The organism is Bacteroides sp. GM023, from assembly GCF_014750685.1.
In the GTDB taxonomy this organism is placed as follows: Bacteria; Bacteroidota; Bacteroidia; order Bacteroidales; family Bacteroidaceae; genus Bacteroides.
Genome location: NZ_JAAXGE010000009.1, coordinates 183,030 through 200,655 on the forward strand (window position 1 = coordinate 183,030; position 17,626 = coordinate 200,655).

General features: G+C 43.2%; 15 protein-coding genes and 1 pseudogene. 1 reads left to right on the top strand and 15 read right to left on the bottom strand.

What is annotated here, in order from left to right; translation table 11 throughout:
- The first annotated feature begins 11 nt into the window (after window positions 1-11).
- Window positions 12-1,376, top strand: a complete 1,365-nt coding sequence (locus HC965_RS18950; RefSeq protein ID WP_191032915.1) for an ATP-binding protein — start codon at window positions 12-14, stop codon at window positions 1,374-1,376.
- A gap of 101 nt (window positions 1,377-1,477) precedes the next feature.
- Here HC965_RS18950 and HC965_RS18955 read toward each other — a convergent pair.
- From HC965_RS18955 to HC965_RS19025, 15 genes and pseudogenes are all read right to left on the bottom strand, one after another.
- Window positions 1,478-1,615, bottom strand: a pseudogene (locus HC965_RS18955) (HAD family hydrolase); the annotation flags it as partial.
- 236 nt (window positions 1,616-1,851) lie between these two features.
- Window positions 1,852-2,262 carry a DUF5053 domain-containing protein gene (locus tag HC965_RS18960; protein ID WP_191032916.1) on the bottom strand — a complete coding sequence of 137 codons (411 nt, stop codon included), beginning with the start codon at window positions 2,260-2,262 and terminating at the stop codon, window positions 1,852-1,854.
- A gap of 40 nt (window positions 2,263-2,302) precedes the next feature.
- Window positions 2,303-2,485: a hypothetical protein gene (locus tag HC965_RS18965; protein ID WP_191032917.1), complete on the bottom strand. Its 183-nt coding sequence runs from the start codon at window positions 2,483-2,485 to the stop codon at window positions 2,303-2,305.
- Window positions 2,486-2,621: 136 nt separating this feature from the next.
- Window positions 2,622-3,272 carry an HAD-IA family hydrolase gene (locus HC965_RS18970; RefSeq protein ID WP_191032918.1) on the bottom strand — a complete coding sequence of 217 codons (651 nt, stop codon included), beginning with the start codon at window positions 3,270-3,272 and terminating at the stop codon, window positions 2,622-2,624.
- A gap of 57 nt (window positions 3,273-3,329) precedes the next feature.
- A complete protein-coding gene (locus HC965_RS18975; protein WP_191032919.1) occupies window positions 3,330-4,214 on the bottom strand; it encodes a TraB/GumN family protein in 885 nt (294 codons plus the stop codon).
- A 34-nt stretch (window positions 4,215-4,248) separates the two neighbouring features.
- A complete protein-coding gene (locus HC965_RS18980) occupies window positions 4,249-4,761 on the bottom strand; it encodes a C40 family peptidase (protein ID WP_191033162.1) in 513 nt (170 codons plus the stop codon).
- A gap of 74 nt (window positions 4,762-4,835) precedes the next feature.
- A complete protein-coding gene (locus HC965_RS18985) occupies window positions 4,836-5,540 on the bottom strand; it encodes an ABC transporter ATP-binding protein (protein ID WP_191032920.1) in 705 nt (234 codons plus the stop codon).
- A 35-nt stretch (window positions 5,541-5,575) separates the two neighbouring features.
- On the bottom strand, window positions 5,576-7,069 hold the full coding sequence (locus HC965_RS18990; protein WP_191032921.1) for a DUF5687 family protein: 1,494 nt from the start codon (window positions 7,067-7,069) through the stop codon (window positions 5,576-5,578).
- A gap of 23 nt (window positions 7,070-7,092) precedes the next feature.
- Complete coding sequence (locus tag HC965_RS18995) at window positions 7,093-9,930, bottom strand: pitrilysin family protein (protein WP_191032922.1); 2,838 nt, start codon at window positions 9,928-9,930, stop codon at window positions 7,093-7,095.
- 81 nt (window positions 9,931-10,011) lie between these two features.
- A complete protein-coding gene (kdsA, locus tag HC965_RS19000) occupies window positions 10,012-10,812 on the bottom strand; it encodes a 3-deoxy-8-phosphooctulonate synthase (RefSeq protein WP_191032923.1) in 801 nt (266 codons plus the stop codon).
- 107 nt (window positions 10,813-10,919) lie between these two features.
- Window positions 10,920-11,846 carry a diacylglycerol kinase family protein gene (locus tag HC965_RS19005; RefSeq protein WP_191032924.1) on the bottom strand — a complete coding sequence of 309 codons (927 nt, stop codon included), beginning with the start codon at window positions 11,844-11,846 and terminating at the stop codon, window positions 10,920-10,922.
- Between the two features lie 57 nt (window positions 11,847-11,903).
- A complete protein-coding gene (gene miaA, locus HC965_RS19010; RefSeq protein ID WP_191032925.1) occupies window positions 11,904-12,824 on the bottom strand; it encodes a tRNA (adenosine(37)-N6)-dimethylallyltransferase MiaA in 921 nt (306 codons plus the stop codon).
- A 123-nt stretch (window positions 12,825-12,947) separates the two neighbouring features.
- Window positions 12,948-15,599: a TonB-dependent receptor plug domain-containing protein gene (locus HC965_RS19015; RefSeq protein ID WP_191032926.1), complete on the bottom strand. Its 2,652-nt coding sequence runs from the start codon at window positions 15,597-15,599 to the stop codon at window positions 12,948-12,950.
- Window positions 15,600-15,719: 120 nt separating this feature from the next.
- Entirely contained in the window at window positions 15,720-16,925 is a 1,206-nt protein-coding gene (locus HC965_RS19020; protein ID WP_191032927.1) for an ABC transporter permease, read from the bottom strand.
- 56 nt (window positions 16,926-16,981) lie between these two features.
- A complete protein-coding gene (locus tag HC965_RS19025) occupies window positions 16,982-17,626 on the bottom strand; it encodes an ATP-binding cassette domain-containing protein (RefSeq protein ID WP_191032928.1) in 645 nt (214 codons plus the stop codon).

Consider the following 17,626-nt stretch of genomic DNA (forward strand, 5'->3'; position numbering starts at 1 on the left):
ATGTTTTAGATATGGAATTTGTAGATCGGATAGAAGAACAAAAACGTCTCCAAAAAGCGTTGAACGGTGAGAAAGCTGCATTTGTCGTTGTATATGGCAGACGCAGGTTAGGAAAGTCTACCTTGATAAAAAGAGTGCTGACTCCAAATGATGTGTACTATATGGCCGACCAAACGGAACGTGCGCATCAAATCAGCTTGCTTGCCAAAGAAATCGGCATGGTAATGCCGGATTTTGATAAGGTGGTATATCCCGATTGGGAAGCATTACTGACTGCTCTTAACCATCGGACTCAGGAGCGCTTTTCACTCTGTTTGGATGAGTTTCCATATCTGGTTAAGAGTTCTCCCGAACTTCCTGCCCTGTTGCAAAGATTGATAGATTCTCGTAGCCTGAAATATAACTTGATTATTTGCGGTTCTTCCCAACAATTAATGCAAGGGTTAATACTTGATGGTAGTGCCCCGCTGTACGGACGTGCAGACCAAATGCTAAAACTATCTCCTATACATATTAAATATTTACAGGAAGTATTGCATTCGGATGCCGTGAGTACGGTGGAAGAATATGCTGTGTGGGGAGGTGTACCCCGTTATTGGGAACTGCGGTTGCAGGATGACGGCTTGCAGGAGTCGATAGCTTACAATATTCTCAATCCGTTGGGTACACTGTACGAAGAACCAATCCGTCTGTTTATGGATGATATGCGGGATGTGATTCAGGCATCGACCCTTCTCTCTGTGATTGGGAGCGGCGCCAACAGATTATCGGAAATTGCCGCACGCCTGGAAAAGCCGGCTACTCATTTGTCCGGCCCATTAGAGAAACTGCGCCAACTGGATTTCATCGAACGGGAGATTCCTTTCGGTGAGAACCCCAAGAATAGTAAGAAGAGCCTGTATAAAGTAAGTGATCCGTTTATGGATTTCTATTTTCACTTTGTGGTTCCCAACCGTTCGCTGATAGAACTCGGACGTTCCGGTTTTGTGACGGATGTTATCCGTTCGCAATTCTCCCGTTATGTATCTGCCTGGTGGGAAAAGCTATGCCGCCAGGCTGTCAGTGGCGGAATGATCGGCGGAGAGATGTACAACATTGCCGGGCGTTGGTGGGGCAATGTATCGAGGGATGAGGCTATCGAACTGGATGTAGTGGCGCAGAGTATGGATGGCAAAAGGCTCTTGGTAGGGGAATGTAAATGGACGGAAGGGGAAGACGCGGACAGGCTGATCTATGAACTGACTGCCAAAGCCCGGAAACTCCCTTTCCTGAAAGAACAGGAAATAGTTCCGGTATTATTCTTGAAACAAAAGCCGCTTCGTGAAAGTGACGCTTTGGTGATGACACCCCAGCAAGTTATTGATGCCATCGGTTAAATAATAAATTGAAGTTTCGCAAGTGGCTCAACTTGTATCTGAGGCCTTGTCAACTATCAATTCTAAAGCAATTTATTTACTTGTTGGGAGTGTAGGTATAATTATAATAAGTCGGACAAATTGCTCATAATCATCCGATGCGGATAAGCTCGAAGTTCTTCTGCGGTAGTCATCCCGTTGAGTACTCCTGCAAAATCCACTCCTGCATTCCGGGCAGTTTCCGCGTCTACGGTGCTGTCTCAGAGTGTCATAAAAAAATCATGCTAAGGAGAATTTGTGGTATATGGGAGCAACATTTGCTCCCATAGCTGCTCTCATGGTTGCTATCATTACTGAAACATTGATAAATAAAGGGATTCAGGTAAAATGTGGGAGCATGGGAGCAAAATCGCTATAAACTTTTTTTTTCGTTTAGAATTATATTGAAGGCATATTCTAAGCTCAATGATAAGGATAGCATCCAAAGAACGGATGATTATCCAATAGAGAGTGAGCCTAATTTTTTACCTATGTCTTGTATTGCTGAATTTAATATATCAAGTTCAGATTCTTTGAGACAGTAAATTTTTCCCCTAACAGGACTTCCGTTAATGCGTTGACTAAGCCATGATGCACTTTTTCCGAAATAGTTCTTTGCAATGTATTTTAATGATACTATTTCACTGATTTCTTTAACTTGTGCTTTAATAGATAACATGCGCTCAAGTTTTGCATCAACTATCTTAATTTCGTTTTCAATGCAGTCTAATTCTCCATTCATATATTTAATAATGAATTCTCTTTCTTTAGAGCTATTATACTTAGCTCTAATTTCTCTAGCTTTCTCCAAACTGGCATCGTCTTTCAATGCACTCATTTCTTTCAATTCTTTCAATAGTTCTTCCATATGATTCATAATTTATCCCTTTCTACAAGGGGGGGATTATTTAATCTTTCAGTAACAGTTCTCTCTTTTTTATTAATTCTGTGAGTTGTTCAAGCAGTTCATCCGTCCTGGGATTTGGATTAATACCTAAGACTTCGCACCTATCTCTATATTGCTTAATGGCGTACTTGATTCTAAAAATCTGAAAATTGATCTCCTCAAGTTCACCTTTCTGATTCTCCATTTTTCGTGTTTTTAATGATATTCTTGTTCCTTTTGACCATACAAATATACGCATAAACATTTCTTTATGCAAGATAACGCATAAAGAAATGTTTATGTAATAACTCTTTTTATAAATTCCTGTTATGAGAAATGAGTCAGATAGATGAAGGGTGAACTAAATCTCCAAGATTTTCCATAATCACCCGATGCGGATAAGCTCGAAGTTCTTCTGCGGTAGTCATCCCGTTGAGTACTCCTGCAAAATCCACTCCTGCATTCCGGGCAGTTTCCGCATCTACGGTGCTATCTCCGATATACAATGTTTCTTGTGGCGTACTTCCCAAATGTTCCAAAGCAAACCGTACCCCTTCCGGTGAAGGTTTCGCAGCTTTTACATCTTCTCCGCCTACTATAATATCAAGGAAATCTTTTGGCAGATATTCTTCGAGGAAGCTCAATATCCGAAAGCGATATTTGGTAGAGATGATTCCAATGCGGGCACCCCGTTGCTTCAACTCTTTTAGGGTGGATAATGTGTCGGGGAAGAGACGTGTGTTTACATTCATATGAACATCGGCTTCTTTTCTGTATTCCTGTCGGAAGGCTTCAAGTTGTGCCGGGTCGGTAACTCCGGTGAGAATACTGAAAGATTCTTCCAGTGTTTTTCCAATAGTGCGTTTGATAGCTTCATCGGTGACGGTTAAATACTGGTGGCGGGTGAGCACAATTCTGAAACACTTAACGATACCACGTGACGAATCGGCTAATGTGTAGTCGAAATCGAATAAATAGGTTTTGTAATTCATTGGGAAAACTTTTCAGCAAAAGTACTAAATACTTTTCTTATTTTACTGGTTCTACTCTTATTTCACAGGTTCTACCGTATATCCTTGCTTTTTTAGTAGGTTTAATAATCCTTTATTGCTGGGAAGATGCAGGGCGCCGACAGCAACAAGAGTCGGAGCGGCCTTCATGATAGCCGGTAGTTTTCCTGCCCATGCCTTGTTGCGGTTATAAATCAAGGCATCTTCTTCACCGGGAGTCGAGTCGCATTGGTTGCCTTTGCGTTCTTCGCTGAGTCGAAGCATTTCATTTAAATCCTGTTTCATGTAAGCGTTGGTGAGTTTCTTCAGGTTTTCCACTTCAGAGTCGATGTTATTAAGCGTACACATCAACAGTTGTGCCTGACGTTGTAGTGAATAGCCGTTGAATAGTAGGTTGAATTGGAACTCCGCAGTTTCCAGGCCGTCTACTTTCTTACCGTTCTGCGTAGCTTGAGACTGGAAGAAGGTGTCGAGTTGTTCCTGTGGATTGAATTTGCCAATATGTTTCACGTAAGCCACCACTACTACATTGTTCAACAGAAAGGCAGGTTTTAGTTTGGGGGCTGTGCTTAAATCTATCATTAGGTTTTCTTTGCAGAATTTATTGGCAGTTGCAAAATCTTCCGGTGACAGGAGGGTGGTTAGCGTGCTGTCATTGGCAATCATCATGGCTTGCTGCATCTTCTGCATGGTAGCCGGCGATTGCATTTCGGACATTTTTATCTCCCCATATACCTGTTGAGTTTCATTCAGTGCTTTTTTGAGTCCGGCAATGCTGTCCATGATGCTATATGGTGCCAGGTGATGTGTACCTATAATATAGGAAGGTTGGTTTATTCCGTTACCTGATACTTTCCATAAAAGCTGTGCATTTGCGCTGAACGCTACACAGATAAATATTACTGCTCCAATAAATGACTTCATAATGTGTGGTTATTTAGAGTTGATGATTGGGTGATTAACGCATTCTTCCACCGCTTATCCAATGCCTGCTGTAATAATCTTCGCCCAGCCGGCTGACGATTACTCCTTTGCTAGTGCTGGAATGAATGAACTTCCCGTTCTTCAGATAGATGCCTACATGGGCTACTTTCTTTTTGGAACGGTTGCTGCTGAAGAATACCAAGTCACCTTCTTTGAGGTTACGTTTGGCTATTTTATTGCTTTTGTCTTTCAGTTCTTCCGAGTTTCGCGGCACTTGGATACGATAAACTTTCCGGTATATTTGATAGACCATGCCTGAACAGTCAGTTCCTCTTTTTGAGTCTCCGCCACCACGATAAGGAGTGCCTATCCAGTCGGCAGCTTCCAGGTAGAGTTTATGGTTATCTTCAAGATTAATATCTACGCCTAATAGGATAGAAGCCCGTGCCAATCCCTGGTAATCCAAACGAGGGGCGGACGTGCGGCAGGAGCTAAGAATGGCGGTCAGTCCTACCAGTAAGAATATTAGTTTGAATTTTGCTTTCATCATCTGTACTTAACTTATAAACAGCAAAAGTAATTCATAAATAGTAAATCGTAACTTGTAAATAGTAACTCCCCTTACTCTTCCACATTGAAATAAGCTTCGAGCTCTTTCTCTGCTGAATTATCCTCATTGATAATGTCACGGATGATAATCCCGTATTCCAACAAAGCAATTCGCGGACATACATCTACCGTATGATTCAGATTATGGCTGGAAATGATAACCGTTGCCTGGTGTTCTTCATTATACTTTTTGAGCAGATGCTTAATGATAGATTGCGAACTTGGGTCGAGGAAATTGAAAGGTTCGTCCAATATCAATAATTGCGGATAATGAAGCATGGCGGAGATGATGCCGATTTTTTGCTTGTTACCCGCAGAGTAGTTGCGGATTAGCTTCTTGTTTCCGATTACTTCTCCGTTCATGAAACGTTCGAAAGGAACGAGACGTTCGTCCACTTCTTCTTTCTTCAATCCGTACATCTTTCCGATGAAATAGAAATATTCTTCCGGGGTAAGATAGTCAATCAGAAAACCATCGTCGATAAAAGCACCGGTAAAGGCTTTCCAGTCTTCACTTTGGCTGACGTCGATGTCGTTTATAATCACTTTTCCATCGTCCGCTTTCAGTAAATCCAGCATCAATCGGAAGAGAGTCGTTTTACCTGCACCGTTGTTTCCTACCAATCCGAGCATATCGCCTTGATTGATTTCGTAGTGTTCTATGTCTACGGCAACCTTCTCACCGAAATTCTTTTTAAGTTTGTCAATGGTAATCATGATTTTCAATGTTTATATAGTTAATGCCCATGAATCTATTGGCGACTGTCTCTGAAACCTTCCATGTTTTCATACCGGCGTTTCATAAAGCGACGATATACATTCTTTATCCATAAGGGAGACGTCAGGGTAAATCCAAGACCGATAGCCAACAGGATAATATAAGTAACTGTTTCGCCTAAAAGTGCATTTAATATACTGTATAAGATAAGCGGCACACCGAAGGCTCCAAAGTTAACCAACATTTGTATGGCGCTGTTGGTTTGGCGGCTGGTCACTTTTTCGTTCAGCGTTACTGTCTGTTTATTGTAAACCGCCAGTTGGAAGAAACAAAAATAGATGAAGCCGATGGTATAGAAAAACCAGGCGAAAGCGCCTAGTAGTGTTAGCTTATTCATGACAATAGCAGGAATCATTAATATAAAAGGAATGATTTCGGCGATACTGTATGTGTAATATTTAGCTTTCAGCAGGCTCATTATGGATTCTTTGCGAGACATCAAGCCGTCAATGTAGTTCCCTTCGAACGACATAATCTGCGAAAGGATAATCATGCCGAACACGGCGAAGTTATAAACACAGATAAAAGAAGTCATGAAGTTGCCGTCGTAGACACTGGAGAAACTAAGTGCGACGGAGAAGGCTACGACTACAATACCGACGCTGCGTAGCGAACCTTTGCATCGGCGATTACGTAAAAGCATTTTCAGTTCCAGTCTCATGTATTCGCCAACTTCTCCGTAACGTTCGAAGAATTTATATTCGGATACATGTTTGATTTGGCTATCATCTACTTTTGCTAACTCTGCATAGATAAGCCCGGACATAATCTTGCGGTTAATCAGCCATAAAATGACGATGACAAGTATAGTGCCGAGAAAATAAAGAATGTTTCCCTGGATATATCCATCGCCCAAGTCCATAAAGAAATAGAAGAGCGGGCTATCTTTGGGAATAAAAAGAAGGCAGCCTATTCCACCGTAGAAAGCGATGGGCAATAGAAGCCACCAAATACGTTCGTTGATGAGTGTGCGGCACAATAAGTACCAGTAATTGTTAGCAAGAATCAGCAGCAAGATACCGATAAGATAGGTGATGACACCGAGAACGCCAAAGTACTTGGTAATGGTAATGAAGGAAAAAGGGACAAAGAGAAACAACCAGAACAGGTTGAACAGGCTAAGTCCGGAGCGGATAAGTAAGAAGTCGATGACACGATTTCGTTTAACCGGCAGCAAGAGGTAAGGTTTTACCTCTTGCGTCGGTGTTTTTTGAAACGGAACACGCATCAGGAAGTCGAGTGCCAGGATAAATATCAGGACGACAGCGTTCATTACATGATATGGTTCCCGGTTGGGAACCATATCTGAAAATCCGAACGCGAACGTCGTACCGAAGAATATCAGGTAACCAGCCCAAAATGCGCCCATGACATAACCGAGTATTTTAGCTACTTTGTTCTTTTCATACATCGGATGCCGTTTGGCGGCGAGCCTTCCATGTTTGCGTAGTTCGTTGAGTATCATCATTCTGTTGATATACTAGAGGAATATTATTTGCTTTCTTCCGGCATGGTCATAATGACTTGAATTTCGTTGTTCTGTTTCAGCAGTTTGGCAAGGAAATCCTGGACTTCTTTGGCTGTGATGCTGTTAATCAACTTTTCATAGTCTTTTGTATTGTCGACACCGGTATAGAAGAATTCGTCCAGATTATTGAGCCAGTAGCCGTTTTCTTTCTGAGCGTCCTTGTACTTCTTCAACATATATTCTTTAATCTTCTGCATATGTTCGGCAGACGGGCCTTCTTTAGCCATCTTGTTCAACTGTTCCACAACAACGGCAGACAATTTTTCTGTCTTGGCAGGGTCAGTCTGGAATACAATCTGAAGAGCAAGTTCTTCTTTCGGATATTTGCTAAGACTTCCGTTACAGTTCACGCCGTATGTACCGCCTTCTTTTTCACGGATTTCTGCTGTGTAAACCATATCCAAAGCCTGGTCGAGGAAGCTAAGCAGGATGTTGTTGCGCAAGTCATATTTGCAAGTGCCGCTGTAAAGGAACATGATGGTAGCCATCGGAGTTTCCTGTTTCTTGGCAAATTCATTCTTATATTGTCCTTTGCGGATATACATCTTGTTATCCTTGAAAGTCTCTTTACGGTTGATAGAAGGCAGGCTTCCCAAATATTTGGCAATGGCCGGTTTCATGGATTCCAAGTCTACATTTCCTACCAAGTAGAAAGTGAAGTCGCTTGCATCTTTGAAGCGGTCTTTGTACATTTCGAGAATACGGTCGTAGTTGATTTGGTCTACCATATCTTCTTTCATTCGGATAGCACGCGGGTGGTTGCCGTACAATGCGCTGGTCACTGTGTCGCTGAACGCTCTCATCGGGTTGGCGTCTGCATTCTGAAGTTCTGCTTTCAGACGATTCTTGTAAGATTCGAATGCTTCGTTGTCCTTACGCGGAGAAGTGAATGTCAGGTAAGTAAGCTGCATCATAGTCTCGAAATCTTTCGGAGAACAGCTACCGGAGATAGTTTCAGTCGTATTACCGATACCTGAACCCACAGACGCGCGTTTTCCGGCAAGAGCTTTACCCAGTTCTACTTTGCTGAAGTTACCGATTCCACCTACGAGGGCTACACCGTTTAATTGAGAAATATTGATGATTTCTTCATTCGGGAATACGCTGGTACCACCGAAACTTACACCCTTCATCACAATTTGGTCAGCTTTGAAGTCAGTCGGTTTCACATATACCGTCACGCCGTTGGAAAGCACTAACTTAGTAGTACCGTAGATTTCTCCGGCTTTTTCAGATACGATTTTTCCACCTTTAATATCTTCGGAGATAAGCGGTTCGTTGGAAACCTTATCTTCATAGGGTTTCAGGTCGAATGTCTTCATCTCTTTCAGTAAAGCAGCGATTTCTTCCTTAGTAGGATATTTCACGCCTTCTTTGTCAGGGCCGGCAAGCAGAACCACTTGGTTGTTGTCCGTGATTAGCTGTTGCATGAGTTGGTTGACACCTTCTACCGGGATATTCGGAGCCATTTGTTTGGAAAGCATATATTCAAAGTCGATGCCCGGAATCGGTTCTTTATCGAGGAAGTTGTTCACATATTCGTCAACGTATGCGGCGCTCTTCGTTTTTTCACGTTCGTTGTAAGCGGATTCTACACTTTGCAGATAGTTAGCGCGTGCGCGGTCATATTCAGTAGCTGTAAATCCGAAACGGCGTGCGCGTTCGGCTTCTTCCAATACGGTTTTCATAGCCAGGTCGATACCGTCTATTTTACTGCTTGCGCTAAGGCTGAATGCTTCTTTAGTCTTGGCAAGGAAGTAGTTTCCATATCCTACACCTGCACTGGTGAAAGGAGGGTTGGCTGTCTGACGAATTTCGTTCAAACGGTTGTTCAGCATATTCATAGCCATGCTAAGCATATATTGGGTAGCATAGTATGCAATGGTATTCTTCATTGAATCGGGAGTAGCATCTTGTTTGAAGAAGATGTTTACGGAAGGATTCTTCACCTCTTTGTCAGTACCGATGTAGATAAGCGGTTCCTGGTTGTCAGGCACCGGATAGTAGATACGTTCGGCAGGATTTACCGGAGCTTTTACGTCTGCAAAAACTTTCTTCAGTTTAGCTTCAATCTCGTCTACGTTGATGTCGCCGACAATCACAATACCTTGCAGGTCTGTGCGATACCATTTTGAATAATAATCGCGAATGTCCTGATAAGGGAAGTTGTTGATTACGTCGATGCTTCCGATAGGCATACAGTCGGAATATTTGGCATCCGGATACATGGTAGTCTGCGCGTCTGTCATGATACGGAGCATACCGCTGTTACGGCTTCTCCATTCTTCACGGATAACACCACGTTCTTTGTCGATTTCCTTGTCGGCAAGGTTGATGGCATTAGACCAGTCGTGAAGGATAAGCAGGCAGGAGTCTACGACGTTGACATTCTCTGTCGGTACGTTGCTGATATTATAAACTGTCTGGTCGACGCCGGTATATGCATTCAGGTTCGTTCCGAACTTGATACCTTTGGTTTCGCACCAGGGCACGATACCCAATCCGGTGTCGTCACCCGGGAAATGTTTTGTTCCGTTGAAAGCCATGTGCTCCAGGAAGTGAGCCAAACCGCGTTGTTGCGGTTCTTCGAGAATAGAACCTACTTTCTGGGCGATGTAGAATTCTACCCGTTTCTCCGGGAGTGCGTTGTGTCGGATGTAGTAAGTAAGCCCGTTGTCCAGCTTGCCGATACGGACATTCTTGTCCACGGGCAATTGTTGCATGGGTTGTGCAAGGACGGACTGGAAATTGCAGCATATAACAAGAACTGCAATAAATAATCCACGTAATAAATGTTTCATGTTCTATTTAATTTAAATAAATGTTTCTGAGTAATTTGTCGTTGTATTTGGTTGCAAATCACAAATAGACAGGAAAAAACGTTATTTTATAGCTTCACGTATGCGTACTAACTTAGTAAGCAGGCCTTCCAACAGGTCTAATTTGAGCATATTGGCACCATCGCTCTTGGCTACGGCAGGATTTTCATGTGTCTCGATGAAGATTCCGTCAACGCCTACGGCTACGCCTGCCTTGGCAACGGTTTCTATCAGTTGAGGCATTCCGCCGGTCACTCCGCTGGTTTGGTTGGGTTGTTGCAATGAGTGAGTGACATCCAAAATAACAGGATAACCGAATGTCTGCATTTCGGGGATACCGCGATAGTCGACTACTAAATCCTGATAACCGAAAGTTGTTCCGCGTTCGGTTAGCATCACTTGTTTATTTCCTGCTTCCACCACTTTGTCGGCAGCAAACTGCATCGCCAGTGGGGAGAGGAATTGTCCTTTCTTGATGTTAATCGTCTTTCCGGTCTTGGCGGCTGCAACCAGCAAATCTGTTTGGCGGCAAAGGAAAGCCGGAATCTGAAGAATATCCACATATTCGGCTGCCATTTCAGCTTCTTCCGCACTGTGAATATCGGATACGGTAGGAACTCCGAAGGTATCGCGTACTTTTTGCAGTACTTTCAGCGCTTTTTCGTCGCCGATACCTGTAAACGAATCCAGGCGCGAACGGTTTGCTTTGCGGTAAGACCCTTTGAATACATAAGGAATCTGCAATGCTTCGGTGATTTTCACCACTCGTTCGGCAATACGCATTGCCATCTCTTCGCCTTCTATTACACATGGGCCAGCCAACAGAAAGAAGTTGCCGGCAGGATTGTTTTTAAGTTCTATCATTTTTTGATACTATTATAAGTTTATTTCTTTAGGCACGGATTACACGGCTCTTGCTGTTTCAGATTAACTAGAAACCGTGTAATCCGCGTAATCCGTGCCTTAAATTATCAGTTGGGAATAATAAGCGTAGTCTTTTCCGGTAGCACGCCCACTTCCAGGGGGAAATGCTTCGGCAATAAGCGTCCGTCCAAATCCACAGAAGCATTTTGTGCCCGGAGTACTTTCACTTTCTTCGTCCGGTAGCTTTTCACTACTTTGTGATTCAGGATTCTTCCCTGAATCAGCATCCACAGACCGGAGATGATTTGAAGAAATTCAGGACGGTAGATTACGGAAACGTCCAGCCATCCATTGTAGGGAACGGCACTCGGAGTCTGTCCCCAGCCCCAGGCACTGCCCACACATACCGTCATGATACGTCCGCGGATATGTTCGTCATTGATGCGTAGGTGCATCCTGTATAGTTTCCGTTCAAATATAAGTGAGAACAGGGCAGCGACATACGACAGGAATTTCACTCCCCAAAAACGTTTCGTCTGGTCGGTGATTTTCACGATTCGCGCACCCAGTCCGATATTGACGGCATTGAGGAAGTAACGACGCTGATGCTCTTTTCCATCATAGAAATTACAGTATCCTACGTCTATTTTCTTCAACCGGTGATTGATGATGCAGTCTACCGCAGGTTTATATTCAGTGCTGAGTCCCCAGTATCTGGCGAAGTCGTTTCCAATGCCGTTCGGGATAAAACCGAGAGCGATATCATTTTTGTCTTCGGCATCGGATAGCATAATACCGTTGATGGCATCGTTCAAAGCCCCATCACCGCCCACAACGACAATCGTGCGATAGCCATTGTTTGCTAAAATCTTGGCGAGACGTTCTACTGAGCCGAAACCTTCGGATTGCACATAGTCATAGTCAACACCTTTGCTGTCCATGTACTCCTTGATTTCTTTCCAGCGCTTCTTTACCTTTCGGGTACCGGCTTTCGGGTTATAAATCACACCCCATTTCTTCGGTTCTACACTCATATCCGTATTTCTATCCTACTGTATTAAAAATCTCACTATAAATTACTGACAAAGATACTAATTCCCTTCCAGTTTTTCTTTTACAAAGGCTATCTTTTCTTCCATCGGCAGTTCGGCACTCACCCAATGGATGGTAAATCCTCTTCTTTCCATACCGCGAAACCAGGTCATTTGCCGTTTGGCAAACTGATGGATGGCTATTTCCAAACCGCTGAACATCTCTTCATAAGTCATTTTACCTATGACATAAAGAGTCAGATATTTGTATTCCAGCCCGTAGTATATCAAATCATCCGGCGCGATGCCTTGTTCAATCAATCGCCGTACTTCGTCCACCATGCCTTCATCCAAGCGTTGCTTCAGTCTCCGGGTAATCTTCTCACGCCGCAACTCCCGGTCAATATCGACACCGATAATAAGGCTGTTCAACTCCGGAAACTCCCGTTTGGGCACCGGATTGGCAGCATAATATTCCTCAATCTCTATCGCACGGATGGCACGTTTCACAGTATCTACGTCGGTAGAGTTGTGCAAGGCTTTATATTGACCCAATATTTCCGTCAATTCTTCGAGCGAATGATTCGCCAAACGATCTCGTAATTCCGGATTCTCAGGTACAGGCATGAGCTTGTATCCTTTCAGAACGGATTCGAGATACATACCTGTCCCTCCACATAAAACGGGGAGACAGCCTTTTTGTTTGATTGATTCGTAAGAAATCAGGAAATCGCGCTGATATTCAAATACATTGTATTTATATCCGGGCTCGGCAATATCAATCAGATGATAAGGGATTGTGCGCCCGTTTACCGTATAATCAGCCAGGTCTTTTCCTGTACCGAGGTCCATTCCCCTATATATCTGACGGGAATCGGCACTGATAATTTCCGTGTTGAGTTCATAGGCCAAGGCAGCGGCAAAGGGAGTTTTACCCGAGGCTGTGGGCCCGAGTATGGCGATTAAATCATAGTCCGGCATAGCTTCATTCTTTTATATCTGCAAAATTACGAAATATTTTTTACCCGCTTGACATTCAATTGCTTTTTTATCAAGATTAGGGGGCTGGAAATTTGCAGAACTATGTTATGTTTTAAACAGCTATTAATTAATCGTCTGTACTATCCGGCATACTTTTCCGTTCTTATCCACCCCCTCTATGATTATATCTTCCGGTGCAGTACTGTCCGGAGTATAATATTCGATGGTTGCTTTTCCTTCTGTATTCAGTTGCAGTGACGGATTCCAATAGATAGTACTTCGCAAGTCCGAACGTTGTGCATCCTTCTTTTCGGGAGTATCATACGTAGGCTGATAGAATTCAACAGAATCACTATAGCCCAAAGGAGTATATGTAATGATACCTTGTGCAGGTCTTGCAGGAAGGTCTTTCCCGGTTTTTAAGGTGATAACGATGGCGCCGGCCGAACCGCGGGAACCTAATATTGCCGCATCTGCTCCACGAAGAAGACTCAGACTTGACATATCGCTGGTTTGTATCATAGACAATATCTCGTTGTCGTCTTCGTAGACAACATCGTCAATAACAATGACAGGTTGTTCGGGATTGTTCCGGATATGTATTTCGTTTCCATTGGTCACACTGACTCCCGGAAGTCTGCTGACTGCATCAAAAGCTGTATGCGCTCCGTAGTTTTCGAGCTTATCTCCCTCGATAGTGTAGGTGTTGATTCCACCGGTATAAATACTTTCAGAACGGGGCTTGGCACGGCTTCCTGTGATAAGCACTTCTTTCAGATTGTACACTCTCATTCCGCCTTCCATATAATACTGGTCGCGGGTGTTGAGTAAATAGTCTTCCATAAAGGTTGCTGCTCCGTCACGGAAAGGGGATTTGTGGGAGGCCACAGGATATTTGGGAGTGTCGATTTCTATATCTACTCCGGCAAATCCTCTTTTGGTACGTGCCTGAACTAGGAAAGTTGTACTGTCTCTGAAAGATGTATTCACGATGAATTCTCCTTTCTCGTCCGTAGTAGTGGTGGCGATGATGTTCTGTTTGGGAGCTAACACACAAATCGGTCCTTTTTTCACATTGCTTCCGAAGAAACCTTTGATTCGTCCGCTGATGGTTTGCCCATTTTCCATGTAATTGGTGAGGTTTAATGAAGGGACAGTCAGTACGTTCTTGATGTGATGTCTGCGCCATCCGTGAGTCATCATCAAGAAGTCCAGTGTGCGTAAGGTTCTAAGGTCCTGACGAAGAAAATAAAATCCGGGGTTTTCTACATAGCCTTTCAAATCGGAAGTCAGCAGAAGATTTGATACGATATTATCTGCAAGAGAATCAGGCTGGATGCTTCTTCTGTCGGTGATACTGATAGAGAAACTACCTTCTATGGGGGTGCCGTTAGTATCTTTTGCGGAAATTTGAAGAGATACTTTTTCTCTTTTTCCGTATGCAGGTCTGTCGGGAAGGATTTGCCATTGATGAGGATTCCGGTCGGGCACAAAGACTAGCCGTTCACTGAGTGCATTACCTTGTTGGTCGATTAGCATAAAATGGGTAATGCCTGCATTGAACAGGCTATCATTCATTCTGCCGAAAGTCCTGTCAGCGCTGATGGGTTGAAGAATAGCCAGTCTGCCACGGGTGTGTGCTATCAAAAATAGCTTTTGAGGCCATTCGGTAGCTTCTGTCTTCTGAATTTCATAGCGTATCTCTTTTTTGTAGTGCGTCATGGAAAGTCCGATGCCTTTGGATTCTACAGCAGGCAGGTCGAATCGCTTGCTGATGCCGTCATCAGTCTTGACGATCACATAATAGGAATTTCCATTGATTGGATTTAACGTAAAAACTCCCATGCCATCATGTTCCGAACGGAGGGCGGTTAATGTATCTCCTTTGGCGTCGTACAGGAAGCCTTCTATTTCTTTCGAAAAACCGTCTGTGCCCTGAACTTTAAAAGCTATATTCTGATGAGTGACAGCCAGTAAAGCGCCACCTTCCGGGAAGAATTTGATGTCGAAGTCTTTGTTGAATGAAGGCAGGTAGAAAGTCTTTTTATAAATATATTGCGGGTCGTCAAATTCGACTTCGAACTGACGGGTTGCGGCAGGCTTTAGATCCGGTAGGGAGATAGAAATCAGCCCGTTTTCGTCTGTCTTTCTTTTACCCTTATCTTTTACTTTTCCATTCTCGATGTAGCGATAACGGACGGTCGTATTTTTAAAGGCTTCCTGGGTATTGCTCGTAAATTTAACTTTAGCGGTATAATGTGTCTCATCTTCCTGTTGGTATTCAATAGTTGAAACGATGGTATTGTCGATTGAATTACCAATTTTCAGATTATGTGAATAAAAGAATTCCGGTTCTTGGTTGAGCATCCAGTTGCTGTATGCCCGTAGATAATAATCCCCGGCAGGAAGAGTAGGAGGAAGCGTGAAAGCATTTTGAAAGCCTAGAGAATCCCGGCGGATTTTTCTCCGTTCCACGAGAGAGTCGGAACGATTGATTAGTTCAGTAATGATAAAGTTGCTTTGCGTATTATCCTGATGCGTAGCTGCATTTACCAAATATCCTTTGAACCATATTTTCTCTCCGGCTCCGTAGAAGGGCTTGTCGAGATGCAAGTATAACTTTTCCTGAGGAATTTGCTCCAATATCTTGAAGTGAGCAATAATCGTATCCTGCATATTTTGCGCGGATGCGGATAACGAGGAGAAGCACAATAACATTCCGATAAGGAAAGCCATTGAACTTTTATCCATAAAAAACGTAGTTTTGCTTTTCATATGCTATATGTCTTTGTGAAAACTGCGTAAAAATACCACTTATTTCGAAATCGCAAAAAAGATTTGTCGAAACAATACTGAATGTGTATGATATTACAAGCTTTAGCGAGTATTTTACATTTATGATTTATGCATCCATATGGAAAGAACCTTTCTCTTGACTGCCAATATATTGACAACCGATACGACGATAAACAGCAGGATTCCCATGCTGACAGCCACCCATAACGTTCCTGTTTCCAGTTGCGGGAAAAGTAACCGGATGCTGTCTATGTAATAACCGCGTAGCCAGCAAACTAATCCGATGGACAGGACGAGTACGATAACATTTAGTCCAACTGTGAGTAGCTGGTAAGGCAATGCCACTCTGTTGGGGCTGTATCCGATTAGCAACAGGCTTTCCAGCTTGGTCGTATTTTTTTGTAGCAGTAAGAAAATACTAAGCATCAGGATATAGAATGAAAGGATACTGATAAATAAACCTACTCCCAGTACGATGCCTACAATAAGACGGAGAAAATAAGTTGTTTTTCCGGCATCCAGTTTTCCGTCTTCCGTTTCGTATCCTTTCTTTTGAAAATAACTGGCGATGGAAGAATCTGCCGGATTACTGACTTCAATAATCAACCGGGCAGGCTGCGCTTCCGCGTTCGGGGCAAAGTTTTCATTGGCCCATTTCATGAAAGATTGAGGAACGAGAATCGTATTCAGACGATTGGAGAAACCGACAATGTTTCCTTTGTACTGTTCTACCCGTCCGTTGCCACGCATTATAATATCCATTTGGATAAGCCCCATCAATCCTTCCGATAGTTTGGGCAGGCTGCGGCTTTGGGCAAAACCGAAATTATAAAGATTCAGATAGTTGCGCGGGATGATAATGGGGATGGTATGGGTTTCTTCGTCGAAATGCCATTTGTCGAGTTTGATATCGACAAATTCGTCGGGAACGGATTCGAAAAACATATCAGTGGAAAGATGAATACCTGCTTCCCGCATTCCCAGTCCTGCAGAGACTTTGAATTGAGACGGTGTGAAAGCTCCTATTGTTTGGGTGAATGGCTGTTTTTTCAAGTCTGCGATGTCTTCGGAAGTGAACGTATTGTTCTTTCCTGCAAAAGAGCCGAGAGTACTGATTTTCTTTGTAGCTATGATGAAATCCTGTTTCATAAAGCTATCTCCTTCGGTAAATACAGGAATGACATCTTTATAAAACTGCACACTGAGCAATACAATCATCATTCCGAACAGATTGGCTAAAAAGAAACCGGCCAGTTGACCGATACTGATATGTTGGCGGAGAAGTTTCCAGACAAGAGCAGACATTTTATTTACGATTTTACAAGTTACAATTCTAGGTACTAATGCTTATATTAAATTCGTCACAGCTGTAGGATATGATGATAAGGCAGCTCTATATGTTTACCGATAGAAGTTGCGATTACTCCGGATTCTTGCTTTTCGACTTCGGCAATGATGAGCTCACCCATGATACGACTATTGTCATCATCCAAATGACTGATAGGCTCATCCAAAAAAAGAAAATCGAACGGTTGGCAGAGTGAGCGGATAAAGGCGACACGCTGTTGCTGTCCGAAAGATAGTTTACCGGCTTTGACGTTTATCTTATCTGCGATACCCAGTTGCTCGAAGAATGCTAGGATTTCCTTTTTCTTCTTGCAGCCGGTAAGGTTATTCTTTAGTTGCACATTCTCAAGAGCGGTAAGTTCGGTGAAGATGCGTAAATCTTGAAAAAGCATACTCAATGAATGCTTACGCAGGTCGACCCATTGCTTCACGGAATATGCTTTGATATTGGTTTCATCGAAATTGATAATCCCCTGATAGTCGTTGCGATAGCCATAGATATAGCTGCACAACGAAGATTTTCCGGTACCGGAAGCGGCTTCAATCAAGTACATTTCTCCTTTCCGGAAGAAAAGATCCTGATGCCATACATCTGAAGTCACCGAATTACGGTCAGCAAACACTTGGGGAAGTGTTTGCTGTAGGTGAATACTATTCAT

What these genes read in the sequence shown, in the direction of transcription:
- HC965_RS18985 (WP_191032920.1), bottom strand. Translation starts at nt 5,540, where the DNA reads ATGATTACCATTGACAAACTTAAAAAGAATTTCGGTGAGAAGGTTGCC.
- HC965_RS18965 (WP_191032917.1), bottom strand. Translation starts at nt 2,485, where the DNA reads ATGGAGAATCAGAAAGGTGAACTTGAGGAGATCAATTTTCAGATTTTT.
- HC965_RS19025 (WP_191032928.1), bottom strand. Translation starts at nt 17,626, where the DNA reads ATGAATAGTATTCACCTACAGCAAACACTTCCCCAAGTGTTTGCTGAC.
- HC965_RS18990 (WP_191032921.1), bottom strand. Translation starts at nt 7,069, where the DNA reads ATGATGATACTCAACGAACTACGCAAACATGGAAGGCTCGCCGCCAAA.
- HC965_RS19020 (WP_191032927.1), bottom strand. Translation starts at nt 16,925, where the DNA reads ATGTCTGCTCTTGTCTGGAAACTTCTCCGCCAACATATCAGTATCGGT.
- HC965_RS18980 (WP_191033162.1), bottom strand. Translation starts at nt 4,761, where the DNA reads ATGAAAGCAAAATTCAAACTAATATTCTTACTGGTAGGACTGACCGCC.
- HC965_RS18960 (WP_191032916.1), bottom strand. Translation starts at nt 2,262, where the DNA reads ATGGAAGAACTATTGAAAGAATTGAAAGAAATGAGTGCATTGAAAGAC.
- kdsA (WP_191032923.1), bottom strand. Translation starts at nt 10,812, where the DNA reads ATGATAGAACTTAAAAACAATCCTGCCGGCAACTTCTTTCTGTTGGCT.
- HC965_RS18995 (WP_191032922.1), bottom strand. Translation starts at nt 9,930, where the DNA reads ATGAAACATTTATTACGTGGATTATTTATTGCAGTTCTTGTTATATGC.
- miaA (WP_191032925.1), bottom strand. Translation starts at nt 12,824, where the DNA reads ATGCCGGACTATGATTTAATCGCCATACTCGGGCCCACAGCCTCGGGT.
- HC965_RS19005 (WP_191032924.1), bottom strand. Translation starts at nt 11,846, where the DNA reads ATGAGTGTAGAACCGAAGAAATGGGGTGTGATTTATAACCCGAAAGCC.
- HC965_RS19015 (WP_191032926.1), bottom strand. Translation starts at nt 15,599, where the DNA reads ATGAAAAGCAAAACTACGTTTTTTATGGATAAAAGTTCAATGGCTTTC.
- HC965_RS18970 (WP_191032918.1), bottom strand. Translation starts at nt 3,272, where the DNA reads ATGAATTACAAAACCTATTTATTCGATTTCGACTACACATTAGCCGAT.
- HC965_RS18950 (WP_191032915.1), top strand. Translation starts at nt 12, where the DNA reads ATGGAATTTGTAGATCGGATAGAAGAACAAAAACGTCTCCAAAAAGCG.
- HC965_RS18975 (WP_191032919.1), bottom strand. Translation starts at nt 4,214, where the DNA reads ATGAAGTCATTTATTGGAGCAGTAATATTTATCTGTGTAGCGTTCAGC.